Genomic DNA, 12,541 nt, shown 5'->3' on the forward strand with positions numbered 1-12,541 from the left:
CTGTCACGCGCGGCGGGGTGTCCGGGTTCTGCATTCCGGCCCGGTGATCCGGGCGTGGTTCACGCGGACACGGGCCGCCTTCCCCGGCCGGCCTCGTCGAGCAGCAGCCTCGCGGCCACCTCCGCCCCGTCGGCGCGGACCTGGGCGGCCACGGCCCTCGCCCGCTCGCGGGTCTCAGGGGTCAGAGCGGTCCTGAGCGCGGCCGACAGGGACTCGAAGGTCGGAACCGGGCCGTCGTGCGCCGCGCCGACGCCCAACTCGGCCACCCGGGCGGCCCAGTACGGCTGGTCCGCCATCTGGGGCACCACCACCTGGGGCGCGCCGGCCCGGGCGGTCGTCGTCGTCGTGCCCGCGCCGCCGTGGTGCACGACGGCGGCCACCCGTCCGAACAACACCTGGTGGTTGACCTCACCGACGGCGAAGCAGTCGTCCCGGTCGTCGATCAGGGCCAGACCGGCCCAGCCGCGCCCGACCAGCACGCGGTGGCCCTGCGCGCGGACCGCCTCGACGGCCACCCGGGTGACGTCCACCGAGGCGCCGCGCATGGGCATGCTGCCGAAGCCCACGTACACCGGCGGAGCGCCGGCGTCCAGGAACGCCTCCAGCTCCTCCGGGAGCGGACGTTCGTCGGGCAGGATCCACGCCCCGGTCTGCACCACGTCGAGATCCGGAGTCTCCGGCGACGGGCACAGGATCGGGTCCGCCGCCAGCCACGGACGGTCGGTGAGGGCGTGGTCGCGGACGTTGTCCAGCGGGGGCAGGCCGATCGCCGCCCGGTGGGTGTTCTCCGCCTCGCCGTACAGCGCGTTCACCTTCTGGGCGTCCAGCTCCCACAGCACCCGGTTGTCGGTCACGTCCGGTGGGAACGGCCGGCCCGGCCGCGGCGGCGGGGGGCAGTGCGGCGACGGCAGCTCGATCGGCTGGAAGCACGCGTACACGTAGTGGATACCCAGGTGCTCGGCCACCGACCGCGCGCCGGACGGCATCAGGCCGGTCGCCACCAGCGCGTCACACCCCTCGGCCGCCGCGGCGAGCGTGCCGAACCGCGCGGCGACCAGCTCGGGCGCGAGCCTGAACGGGTCCGCCGCCGACGGCCTCTCCCTGGTCACCAACGCGCGCACCGACGGGCCGAACGGCACCAGCGGCACACCGGCGCCGTCCAGCAGCGTCGCGAACTCCTCGTCCGGCGGCGCGCACATCCGCACCTCCGCGCCGAGCTCCCGCAACCGCACCGCGAATCCCACCAGCGGTTCGACGTCCCCGCGCGACCCGTACGTCGACAGCAACACACGCATTCCATGCCCCCCGTTTTCGCAGTTCCCGGCCTTGGCCGACGACCAGGCTCCGGCCTCGGCGGACGATTCTGCGGCATGACCCGGGTCTTGTGGCAAGCCCCCGGGTGCGCTATACGTTAGGAGTGGCGGGGAGCAGGTGCTCCCCTTTCCCTCGTCGTCCCCTCGCCCTCCGTGCCGAACGGACGACCTCCCCATGACCCGTGAACCGGCCGCGTACGGCGACGCCACCGGCCCGGACAGGCGATCCCGGTGGGCGGCCCATCGCCCGCGCCGGTGGGGCATCATGAGCAGATCACCGGGAACGGCGCCTATCACCTCTCATGGGGCCGTGTCGCGCACGCACTTGGCCAGGACGAAGGCCGACGTCACCGTGTAGAGCACGGAGACCGCGAGGAAGGCGCGGACCCAGGCGCCGACCGGCAGGTAGAAGACGCCGAGCGTCGTGCCGCCGAGCGCCACACCGAAGGAGATGACGCACTGCGCGAAGCAGGCGGCGGTCACGGCGGGCTGGATTGGCTTGGTCATGCCACCAGGGTCCGGCACCGGCCGGTCGCGCGCCTGAGTACGCCTACCCATCCCGCCTGAGTACCCGAACCCACTCGTGCCGCTCGGCGGCACCTTCGTCTCCGCCCTCGGCGACGGGGGCCGTGCCGGCACATGGTCAGGCGGTGTCGGCGGGGGAATGACCAGCGGGGCGTGTTCCGCAGGAGGCGTCAGGCGCTCTCACCTCGTGGGAAGGGACGGATCGGGTGTCCAGGGAACCGGTGCGGTGATCGCCCAGCGCTCATGGTCGCGCCAGGCCCCGTCGATGTAGAGGTAGGCGGGCGACAGCCCCTCATAACGGAAGCCCAGTCGCCGGGCCAGGGCGAGGGAGGCTTTGTTGGCCGGCTGGATGTTGGCCTCCAGCCGGTGGAGCCGTAGGTCGTCGAACGCGTGCCGCAGGACGGCGGTGAGTCCTTCGGTCATGTATCCCCGCCCTGCCGACGGGGCGAAGGCCGCATAGCCGAGTGAGGCTCCCTGGTAGCGGCCCCGGATGATCGAGTTGATGTTCACCATGCCGGCGGCGGCGCCGGTCTCCCGGACGCGGATCAGAAAACCGAGGTTGGTGCCGTCGTCGAAGCGGCGCATCCATGCCTGGAAGTCATCCGCGGTCGCGGGTAGCTGCATCCACGGCAGGTGCAGCTCGGCGCTGGCCCGCACGAGGGAGCAGAATTCGTCCTGGTCGGAGAGGGTGAGCGGGTGCAGCTCAACCCGTGACGGCATCTCAGACATGGGCCAAGGTTAGGGCCGGTCGACAGCGGTGGATCACACGAGTGATCCACCACTGAGATGATCTCCGGGTGGGTCGTGGTGGTCCGGCCGCCGCTCAGCGGGCGGTGCCGGAACCGTCGCCGCCGGCCGGACGGAAGGAACGTGGGACCCTTCCCGGTCAGAAGCCGCACAGCCAGCCGGTGGCGGCGCTCACCGTCACCGTGTACTCGTCCGCGTTCCCTTCCGGAGGGCGAGAGACGAAGAGTTCGAGTTTCAGCCCGCCGGTGGTCCTGGTGAGGCACAGTCCCTCCGAGCCCTCGCCGTACGGCTTCCAGCGTCCCTTCGCCGCCGCCTCCCGGTAGAACGTCGCCACCTCGTTCCAGGTCCCCCGGAACCGGTAGGTCTGATCGGCGTACGGGATCACGTCGTCGTTCTCGCATCCCGCGTGGGGTCTTCCACGGGGTTCCGCGGTGGCGGGATGCGCGGTGAGGATCGGGTGGGTGGTCAGGGCGGCGGCGAGCCGGTCCTCATCGGCCCGGCATCCGTAGGACAGCGCGAGCCAGGCGAACGGTGAGAGCACGACCGTGATCCCCGCGACGAGGGCGCCACCAGGACGACCGAGACCGGAGATGCCTTCACCGTGCGAGGTCCGCCTTCCTGCCTTGCCGTCGCCCATCGGCTCCGGGCGGGGACTGCCCACCGCCGGGCGGGACTCCCGGGGAGGATCAAAGCAGAGACCCGTGGCGTTCCCGTGCACGCGATGCGGAGATCCGGTGCACGTCCCCGGCGTCCCGCGTACGGGCGGCCGATGCGTTCTTCCCCGGCCGCCCCGTACGCGGACGGCCGTCTGGCACCTCCCTTGCCGGACCACTGTCCGCGTTCCGGGGTGACGAGTTCGCGAGGTCAGTCTCCGGCGGGCCGTCGGGGCCGGGGCGCCGGGTCCCGGCCGCACTCCCGTCGGCTGCTTGATCACCTGGATGGTTCCCGAGGCCGGCCGCGAGGCATAGTAACCCCGGGACATACGTTGCAGTTGGGCCAGAAAGTGATTATTGATGCTGAACGGGCTGGGGATCAGCGAGCAGGAGGAGGCCGTCTACGTCGAGCTCCTGCGCCGTCGCCGGATGACCGTCTCCGACCTGGCCGAGGTGCTGGATGCGCCGGTGGCGGCCGTGACGGCCGCCGTGGCCCGGCTCGTCGGGCTCGGCCTGGCCACCCGCGACGACGATGAGTCGCACGTGGTCGTGCCGCCCGACGTCGGGCTCGGCACGCTGATCGCGCAGCGGCAGGCCGCGCTGCAACAGGTCCAGGGCAGGCTGACCGAGCTGGTGGAGGTCTACCGGAAAGGGGCCGTCTCGTCCGCGGGTGAGATAGAGGCGCTCACCACGCCGGAGCAGCTCTCCACCTGGCTGGACAACATGGAGCGCGGCGCCAGGCAGGAGGTGCTGGCCTTCTTCCGGCCCCCGTACGTGCTCGACGGCAACCTCGACGACTCCACCAACGCGCTGGCCACCTACCGGTACGTGTACGAGCGCGCCGCCCTCGACGATCCGCGGGCGCCCGCGGAGATCGGCAGGTTCCTCAAGCGCGGGTACGAGATCAGGGTCGCCACCGAACTGCCCAGCAAAATGATCATCGTGGATCGGGAGGCGGTGCTGCTGCCGATGCTGCCCGACCAGACGAGCGTCCGGCCGGGCTTCCTCCTGGTGCGGGGTCAGGCCCTGGTCCACCTGCTGGTGGCGTTCTTCGAGCGGGTCTGGCAGGTCGCGACGCCGTTGCGGCTCACCGTGACGAGTGTGACCGAGGGGGTTTCCGCGTGGGACGACGTCGATGTGACGCTGCTGACGTATCTGCTGTCCGGTATGCCGGACAAGACGGTGGCCAGCCGGCTCGGCACCAGCGAACGCACCGTGCAACGCAGGATCCGCCGGCTGATGGAGCTGGCCGGAGCCGACAGCCGCATGCAGCTCGCCTGGTACGCCGCCCGGTCCGGCATGATCCCCTCATGAGGTGACCCGGACGGGGCCGGGGCGCCCCGCCCGCCGCGCGGACGGAGGCGCCCCGGCCCGCCGGGTCAGTGCCGCAGCCGGTACGCGCGGGTCACGGTCTGCAGGACGGTGTTGCCGTCGGCGTCGGTGGCCTGCGCCCGCAGCGAGACGAACTCGCCCGTCTTCACGGACGCGGGCTTCTTGATCGTGCCGGTGAAGGCGGCGTCACCCTTGGCGGCGAGCCTCATCTCCTGCCAGGTGGCGCCGTCATCGTAGGAGGCCCACAGCTTCGCCTCGGTGATCCGCGGGCCGGCCATGCCCTTCGGGTACCGCAGGCCGAGCCCCACCCGGGTCGCGGAGTTCGCCGGGACGCTGTTGGCCAGGTCGACGTCGAGGTCGTAGTCGATCGACAGGACCGGCAGCGGTGCCGAGTCGCCGGTCTTCTCGGAACGGAACCTCCAGTCGGTGTTCACCTTGGTGGAGGTGGTCCACCACGGCTGGTCCCGCTGCACGTCGGTCACCACCCGGTACTCGGCGCGCTCCGGCGTCACCGGGAAGGCGATGGCCGCCGAAGGCGCGGACCCGAGCAGCTCGCCGTTCCGGTACACCGTGGCCAGCTCCTTGTCGGAGAAGGCGCGACGGGTGTCCCACTGGTTGGACGCCGTGTCGAGCAACCCGGTCGCGAAGATCACGCCGATGTCACCCACCCGGACGGCGGCCTGGTCCCGCTCACTCGGCAGCGCCGTGCGGACCACCGCCCCGTTCCAGCCGCGGGAGACCCGCTGGCCGGCCCTGAGCACCTCCGGCGCGGTCATCTGCGCGGCCTCGCCGGCCTGCCACACCGGGCCGACCTGCATCGATTCCCATGTCTTCACGCCGGGCGTGACGAACTCGGTGACGGACCGCGGCATGACGACCCGGGGTGCGATGTTGAACAACGAGGTCTGCATCGGCGAGACCATCAGCCGCGAGTACGCGCCCTCGGTACCGGGCGCCGAGGCGTGGAAGGACGACTCGACCGTGGCGAGTTCGTCGGCGCGCACCCGGTACCGCTGGTCCGCGGGGACGCCGCCCCGCCGGTACTTGAGCAGCTCGTAGGAGTACGGGCTCGACGCCGTCCCGCTGAGCTGGACCTTGGCCCCGCCGCGGGCCGCCGACTCCGCCAGCCGGGCGCCCTGCGCGCCCGAGAGGGTCATCGCCGGGATCGCGGTCGCCGACGGCAGGCCCCAGAGGTCGAGACCCCAGTTGCCGGGCTTGTCGTTGTAGATGATGATCGCGCCGGCGCCGGCCGCCGCGGCGTTGTCGATCTGCTGCTGCGGAGTGAGGCCGGCGCTGCGCTTCACCAGTGCCAGGCCGCCCCGCGCGGTCCGCCCGGTGTAGTCCTGGGGCAGGCCGGTGCCGGCGTTCACCACCGGCAGCACCCGCGTGCCGTCGATGCGGGCCGAGCCGATCCGGCCCCGGACGTACGCCGGCTCGATCCGCCCCCCGCCGGGGCCGATGACCCGCGCCTGGAGCTCCGGCGCGCTGAGGGACCAGCCGATGCGCGACTCGAAGTGGCTGCTGGTGTTCCGCGACGGGATGGAGTACACCTTCGTCTCGCCGTTCATCCAGTGCTCGAAGCCGAACGAGTTCTTGTCGGCCGAGTCCCGAATCTCCATGCCCAGCCGGATCCGGTTCGTCTGGTTCGGTTTCGGGGTGTCCATGGTGACCGGGCCGGCCTTGCCGCCGTCGAAGACGATGGTCCGGTCGGAGTCGATGAGGATGCCCGGCTCCGCGGCGTAGGTGTACTCCCAGACGCGGTTCGCCTCGGCGCTGTAGCGGAGGATCTCCGCCTGGAAGGCGTGCTCGCCGCGGGGCAGCCGCAACGCGAGGGTGCCGTCCTCGCCGACGCCGTACTCGTCCGGCAGCTGCAGCGTTCCGAGGTTGAAGTCACGTACGTTCACGACGCCGGTCGACGGCTTGCCGTCCCGGTCGAGCACCTTGAGGGTGACGTTGAAGCGCTCCACGTCCCTGACGAAGCCGACCGCCGTCGTCACGACCGTCTGGCCGTCGGCCGAGGCGGCGGTGACGTGCGCGCCGTGCGCCCCCGTGGCCGCGGCGGCGGCGTTGACGGTGACGTCCACCGAGGCGGTGCCGTGAGCCGGCACGGTCACCGTTTCGGCGCCGAGGCTCAGCGCCTTGGCCGGCAGGTCCTCGCCCGCGCCCTTGGCCGACAGCGTGAGGGTGACCGGCTGGTCGCCGTCGTTGACGTAGCCGATCTGCTTGGTGACCGGACGGTCGGAGTCCCAGTCCGCGAGGCCGAAGTCGACCGTGCCCGGCCCGGAGACCGGCTGCCGGACGGCGCGGTCCACGTCGACGCGACCGGCGCCCTGGGAGTGCACCGGCGTGCCGGCCGTGGTCTTCGCCGTGCTGATGAGCCGGCTCTTCAGCCGCGGGGCGGTCCAGTCGGGGTGCGCCTGGGCGAGGAGCGCGGCGGCTCCGGCCACGTGCGGCGTGGCCATGGAGGTGCCGCTCGCGGCGGTGTAGCTCTCGCCCACCGGCGTGCCCATGGTGGTTCCGGTCGCGCGAGCCGCGACGATCTCGAAGCCGGGGGCGGTGATCTCCGGCTTGAGAGCGCCGTCGCCCCCGCGGGGGCCGCGGCTGGAGAAGGAGGTGACCGCGTCGGCGGAGTCGACCGCGCCGACGGTCAGGGCCGCGTCGGCGGTGCCGGGTGAGCCCACCGTGGTCGCCCTCGGCCCGCTGTTCCCCGCGGCGATGGTGAACAGCACGCCGGTCTCGGCGGTCAGCTCGTTGACCGCCATCGCCAGCGGGTCGGTGCCGTCGGAGCCTTCCTGGCCGCCGAGGCTCATCGAGACGATCTTCGCGCCCGAGTGGGCGGCCCAGGTCATCCCCTCCAGGATCCACGACTCCATGCCGCCGTCGCCGGTGAGCACCTTGCCCACGAGGAGCGTGGCGCCGGGCGCCACGCCCTTGTACCTGCCGCCGGACGCCGCGCCGGAGCCGGCGATCGTGGAGGCGACGTGGGTACCGTGGCCGTGGTCGTCCCGCACCTCCTCGCCCGGGACGAAGCTGCGGCTTTCGGCGATCTTGCCGGCGAGGTCGGGGTGGCCGGGGTCCACACCGGTGTCCAGCACCGCGACCTTGACCCCGGTGCCGTCGTACCCGGCGGCCCAGGCGCCGGGCGCGCCGATCTGCGGCACGCTCTTGTCGAGCAGCACCTTCGCCTTGCCGTCCAGCCAGAGGTGCTGGATGCCGCCGGTGAGCCGGGCCTTGGGGGTGCCCGCCTCGGCGGTGTCGTCGTCGACGGCCTCCCAGAACCTGCCGCCCTGCTTCTTGTCCGCGGTGATGGCCGCTCCGCGGACGCCGGGCAGGTTCCGCGTGATCCGGCCGCCGTCGGGTGCGCTGGGCGCGGCGGACCTCTTGGCGGCCTGCTCCGAGTACCGCACGATCATCGGGATCGACCCGCTGCGCGCGTCGTCGTAGCCCTGGGCGATCAGCTGGGTGACGTTGAACAGCCGTTTGTCGACCTGGCCGGAGCCGATGAGCGCCTCGGCCTCCCTCGGCATCACGTACACGTCGGTGCCGACCGTGAAGGTGAGGATGTCGGCGGCCGAGCGGTTGTACGGGGTCACGTCGACCGAGACGGGCTTGCCCGCCTGGCCGGTCACGGTGACCTGGTCACCGGTGATGAGGGTGACCCGCGCGGTGGTGGTCGGTGACGCCGGTATGCCGGTGACCCCCGGGACGGGGGCCGGTGAGTCGCCGTACGCGCTGCCGGTGCCGGCGGCGGCGAGCGTGGTCGCGACGAGGACGCTGAGTAGTGCCGTTCTACGTCTGACGTGCATCGGGGGGTTCTCCTTCTGCCGGCAGGTGGGTCGGCGCCGGCAGAACAAAGCTTCACAAGGGGGGAGGCGGCGGCGCTACGACCGCGCCTGGCGGACAGCTGACATGTCAGGTCGTCGCCACTTACCGGCAGGGGACGTGGACGTCGTGGAGACCGTGGAGGCCGTGGAGGCCGTGGAGGCCGTGGAGGCCGTGGAGGCCGTGGAGGCCGTGGAGGCCGTGGAGGCCGTGGAGGCCGTGGAGGCCATGGACGTCGTGGACGTCGTGGACGCCGCCGGCCCGGGAACCCCGCCCGGGGAGGGGCTCGGCCGGGCGGGGCGGGGAGGTCTCAGTCGGGCGGGTCGAGGGAGAAGACGACCCGTTTGCCGGGGGCGGTGTGGTCGGCCCGCTCGTTCAGTCCCCACAGCCGCCCGGCCGACGGCGACCAGGACAGGTTCTGGGTCAGGGGCGGCGCGTAGGTGAGGACGTGCGGCGCCTGGTTCGGTACGGCCCAGTGGACGCAGTAGGGGACGTCGGAGTCCGTGGAGCCGGCGTACGCCGGGCATTCGCCGCTGAAGTAGTAGTGGGTGCCGTCCGTGGCGGCGCCCTGCACCTTCCAGATCGGGACCCGGTAGGCGACGGTGGCCGTCACGGTGCCGAGGTGGTTCCTGGCGCCGTCGGTCTGCAGCAGCGCGTCGGTGGCGTTCAGCGGCCATCGGACGACCGGGCGGCCTCCGGTGGCGTTGATCTCGGAGGTGATCAGGCCGTCCGCGCCGGTGCGGTCCAGGCTCAGCGAGGTGAGGCAGGGCGCGGTGTCGGTGCAGGGGTCGCCCTTGTTCCCGTTGTGGTAGACGCCGATCATCGGCAGCGCCCAGTTGTGGTAGCGGGCGGTGGACCTGCCGTCGCCCTGGATGCCGACGGACGCGGCGGTGTTGTCGCTCATCCGCCACAGGTGCCGCAGGTCGTAGACCTGGATCTGGTGGCCGGTGGCGAGGAACAGTTTGCTGCCGTACCAGCTGATCCCGTCGGCGTGCCCGCCGGGGACCGGGGTCCGCCCGGAGTTCGGGTCGCCGACCGCGCGGAAGTTCGCGGCCGAGCCGGCGCCGTACGGGTCCACCAGCAGGACGTGGTCGTAGGTGGTGGGGAGGCCGGGGGAGTTGTCCACCACCGAGATGCGGGCGAAGGTGTCACCCGTGTAGTGCCACGAGGCGATGTAGACGTACTTGCCCAGCCAGGTGCCGCCGGGCTGGGCGTCGTGGGAGGCGGTGAGGCCCTGGGGGGTCCACTCGGCGGAGGTGTCGTCGGCGGTGTCCCAGCAGAAGCCGTCGGGCTTGTAGTCGGGGTTGAGGTTGGTGGCGTGGCACAGGCCCCGCGTGCCGGTCCGGCCCTTGCCGTCGAGGAGCGGGGTGAGGGCGGTCTGGCCGGTGTAGCTGGTGACCCTGCCCGACGCCTCGATGGCGCTGATCGCGTCCCAGCGGCTCTGGAAGTCTCCGGCCGTCAGCTTCATCCTGGTGGCGTCCATGGGGCTCAGCACCGACGCGGCGACGGCGGGCGGGGACTGGACCAGCGTCAGGCACAGCGCGCTCAGCGCGGACGCCACGGCGACGAGGGCGCGGCCGTACCGGCCGCATGGAGTCCGTCCGCCGGTGGTGGGGGGTCGCCTGCGGCGAAACGATGTGATCACGAAGGGAGGTTAAAGGCGGAGTGATCCCTTCACACCTCCCCTGCGGGGTCGAAGAGGCTGACCTTTCCGGACGGGGCCGGCCCGATGAGGCCGGGAGTGCCACGTTCGCGCCGGGCCCTCACGCCCGCGCCGGGGGCTCCGGGGGGCCGGCGGGCAGTTCGCGGCGGAGGGTCTCCGCCTGGTGGCGCAGGTGGTCGAGCATGATCTTGGCAGCGGGGGTGAGGGCGCGGCCCTCGGGGAGCGTCACGCCGACCGAGCGCCGTACGGACGCCAGCGGCACCGGCAGCTCCGTGAGCCGGTCGTCGGTCCTGACGACCAGCGCGGGAAGCGCGGCGATCATGTCGGCCTGCAGGAGCAGTGAGCGGATCGTCGGCATGGAGGTGCACTCGACCCGGTTGCGCGGCAGCGGCAGCCCCTGGCGGTGGAACACCTGCTCCAGCTCGTGTTTCAGCGCGGTCTGCTCCAGCGGGAGGATCCACGGGTAGTCGAGCAGCTCCGGCAGGGTGGTCGCCTTCTCGGCGGGGTGCCCGGCGCGGGCGACCAGCAGGGTGGGCTCGTTGTACAGGGGGATCTGCTGCAGGCTCGGCCGGTCGTCGATGGGGTTGAGCCGGCCGAGGATGAGGTCGGTCTCCCCGTCGATCAGGCGGGGGACGAGCGAGTCGAAGGTGCCCTCCCGGATGATCACGGTGACGCCCGGCCGCTCGGCCTTGAGGGAGGCGATGGAGCGCGGCAGCAGCACGTTGGTGGCGGCCAGCAGGGTGCCGACGGTGACGGTGCCGGTCTCGCCGTCGGCGAGACCGGCGATCCGGTCTCCCGCCCTGCGCAGCTCGGCCTGTACGGCGCGCGCGTGGTCGATGAACGCCTCGCCGAAGAGGGTGGGGGTGACACCGCGGGGCCCGCGGGTGAACAGCTCCACCCCGAGGATGTGCTCCACCTCCCGCAGTCCGCGCGTCACGGCGGGCTGCGCCAGGTGGAGGCGCTCGGCGGCGCGCAGGACGCTGCCCTGCTCGGCGATGGTCGTCACGAGCACCAGGTGCCTGAGCTTGAGCCGGCCGCTCAGCAGGTCCAGCGGGCGCGATATCACCGCCACATCATATGCTTCCGCGGAACCGGCTCATTTCGTTATACCGGCCGTGGCGGGGCGGCCGTCGCCCGCCGGGAGGGGGCCGTCCAGGCGCTCGGCGTCGTTGCGGGGGATCACCAGGGCGGAGACCAGGCTGATGACGGCCACGGCGGTCAGATAGCCGGTGATGGACAGCGAGGTCCCCGTGGCGGCGAAGAGCGAGGCGGCGATCAGCGGCGTGATGCCGCCGCCCAGCAGCGAGGCGAGCTGGTAGGCGACGGAGGTGCCGGAGTAGCGGATGGCCACCGGGAAGAACCCGGCGGTGAGCGTGCCCTGGGGCGCGTGGGTCACCGCCAGCACGGCGCCCATCGCCACCATGAACACCGCGATGAGGGTGGTGTTCCCCGTGTTGACGATCGGCAGGATCGCCACGGTGCCGGCCAGCAGGACCACCGAGCCCCAGCTGAAGAGCGCCCGCAGGCCGTGCCGGTCGCCGAGGTGCGCCCACAGCGGTGCGGTGACCAGCCACACGGCGGCGCCGCCGATCACGCAGGTCAGCAGGAAGGTGCGGGACAGCCCGGCCTCGGCCTCGCCGTAGTTGAGGATGTAGACCATGAAGATGTAGGCCACCGAGCTGTTGCCGACGATCACGCCGATCGTGTGGAGCACCTGGCGCCAGTGGTCGCGCAGCACGATCGCGACCGGCAGCCGCACCGGCTTGCGGCGCTCGACGAGGTCCGCGTAGTCGGGGCTCTCCTCGATGCGCAGCCGCAGGTAGAGGCCGATCCCCACCAGCACGACGCTGAGCAGGAACGGCACCCGCCAGCCCCAGGCGGTGAAGCTCTCCTCGCCGAGGAGCGAGGAGGTGCCGAGGAAGACGAGGTTGGCGCAGAGCATGCCCGCGGGCGTGCCCATCATCGGGAAGGCGCCGAAGAGGCCGCGGCGGCCCTTCGGGGCGTGCTCCATGGTCAGCACCACGGCCCCGCCCAGCTCGCCGCCGAGGCCGACGCCCTGGGCGATGCGCATCACCACCAGCAGGACGGCGGCCCAGACGCCGATGCTGGAGTACGTCGGCAGCAGGCCGATCAGCGTGGTCCCCAGACCCATGATCATCAGTGAGACGACGAGGGTGTTGCGCCGCCCGATCCGGTCGCCGAAGTGGCCGAAGATGACGCCGCCGAGCGGCCGGGCGAGGAACCCGACGGTCATGGTGCCGAAGGCCGCGATGGATCCGGCGACCGGGTCCATCGCCGGGAAGAACTGTTTGTTGAAGACGAGCGCGGCGGCCGTGCCGTAGAGGAAGAAGTCGTACCACTCGATGGTCGTGCCGATGAAGGCCGCCCACGAGACGCGGCGCGCGGCCTGGCGGCGGTCTGTGTCCATCACACCTGTGCCTTCCGGTCGGGGAGTACCGATGAGGATGCATCCAGGTGCTATGCCG

At 72.1% G+C, this 12,541-nt stretch carries 9 protein-coding genes; 1 reads left to right on the forward strand and 8 read right to left on the reverse strand.

The window, feature by feature from the left end:
- Positions 1-59: 59 nt before the first annotated feature.
- The 4 genes from IEZ10_RS20300 to IEZ10_RS20315 form a co-directional block, all read right to left on the reverse strand.
- On the reverse strand, positions 60-1,295 hold the full coding sequence (locus IEZ10_RS20300; RefSeq protein WP_189248086.1) for a glycosyltransferase: 1,236 nt from the start codon (positions 1,293-1,295) through the stop codon (positions 60-62).
- A 318-nt stretch (positions 1,296-1,613) separates the two neighbouring features.
- Positions 1,614-1,820, reverse strand: coding sequence for a YiaA/YiaB family inner membrane protein (locus IEZ10_RS20305; protein ID WP_189248087.1), 207 nt, complete (start codon positions 1,818-1,820; stop codon positions 1,614-1,616).
- A gap of 198 nt (positions 1,821-2,018) precedes the next feature.
- On the reverse strand, positions 2,019-2,567 hold the full coding sequence (locus tag IEZ10_RS20310; RefSeq protein ID WP_189248088.1) for a GNAT family N-acetyltransferase: 549 nt from the start codon (positions 2,565-2,567) through the stop codon (positions 2,019-2,021).
- Between the two features lie 157 nt (positions 2,568-2,724).
- On the reverse strand, positions 2,725-3,126 hold the full coding sequence (locus IEZ10_RS20315; RefSeq protein WP_189248089.1) for a hypothetical protein: 402 nt from the start codon (positions 3,124-3,126) through the stop codon (positions 2,725-2,727).
- Between the two features lie 472 nt (positions 3,127-3,598).
- Between IEZ10_RS20315 and IEZ10_RS20320 the strand changes: the two genes are divergently transcribed.
- Complete coding sequence (locus IEZ10_RS20320) at positions 3,599-4,552, forward strand: helix-turn-helix domain-containing protein (RefSeq protein ID WP_189248090.1); 954 nt, start codon at positions 3,599-3,601, stop codon at positions 4,550-4,552.
- Positions 4,553-4,617: 65 nt separating this feature from the next.
- Here the strand turns inward: IEZ10_RS20320 and IEZ10_RS20325 are convergent, their stop codons facing one another.
- The 4 genes from IEZ10_RS20325 to IEZ10_RS20340 all read right to left on the reverse strand — a co-directional run bounded on the left by IEZ10_RS20325 (position 4,618) and on the right by IEZ10_RS20340 (position 12,483).
- Positions 4,618-8,376, reverse strand: coding sequence for a S8 family serine peptidase (locus IEZ10_RS20325; protein WP_189248091.1), 3,759 nt, complete (start codon positions 8,374-8,376; stop codon positions 4,618-4,620).
- Positions 8,377-8,702: 326 nt separating this feature from the next.
- Positions 8,703-10,037, reverse strand: a complete 1,335-nt coding sequence (locus tag IEZ10_RS20330) for a hypothetical protein (RefSeq protein WP_229811455.1) — start codon at positions 10,035-10,037, stop codon at positions 8,703-8,705.
- Positions 10,038-10,155: 118 nt separating this feature from the next.
- Entirely contained in the window at positions 10,156-11,121 is a 966-nt protein-coding gene (locus IEZ10_RS20335; protein WP_229811456.1) for a LysR substrate-binding domain-containing protein, read from the reverse strand.
- Between the two features lie 30 nt (positions 11,122-11,151).
- Entirely contained in the window at positions 11,152-12,483 is a 1,332-nt protein-coding gene (locus IEZ10_RS20340) for an MFS transporter (RefSeq protein WP_189248092.1), read from the reverse strand.
- Between the last annotated feature and the right edge of the window lie 58 nt (positions 12,484-12,541).

This window comes from Streptosporangium pseudovulgare (assembly GCF_014648055.1).
Classification (GTDB): domain Bacteria; phylum Actinomycetota; class Actinomycetes; order Streptosporangiales; family Streptosporangiaceae; genus Streptosporangium; species Streptosporangium pseudovulgare.

What these genes read in the sequence shown, in the direction of transcription:
- IEZ10_RS20300 (WP_189248086.1), bottom strand. Translation starts at nt 1,295, where the DNA reads ATGCGTGTGTTGCTGTCGACGTACGGGTCGCGCGGGGACGTCGAACCG.
- IEZ10_RS20325 (WP_189248091.1), bottom strand. Translation starts at nt 8,376, where the DNA reads ATGCACGTCAGACGTAGAACGGCACTACTCAGCGTCCTCGTCGCGACC.
- IEZ10_RS20320 (WP_189248090.1), top strand. Translation starts at nt 3,599, where the DNA reads ATGCTGAACGGGCTGGGGATCAGCGAGCAGGAGGAGGCCGTCTACGTC.
- IEZ10_RS20340 (WP_189248092.1), bottom strand. Translation starts at nt 12,483, where the DNA reads ATGGACACAGACCGCCGCCAGGCCGCGCGCCGCGTCTCGTGGGCGGCC.
- IEZ10_RS20310 (WP_189248088.1), bottom strand. Translation starts at nt 2,567, where the DNA reads ATGTCTGAGATGCCGTCACGGGTTGAGCTGCACCCGCTCACCCTCTCC.
- IEZ10_RS20305 (WP_189248087.1), bottom strand. Translation starts at nt 1,820, where the DNA reads ATGACCAAGCCAATCCAGCCCGCCGTGACCGCCGCCTGCTTCGCGCAG.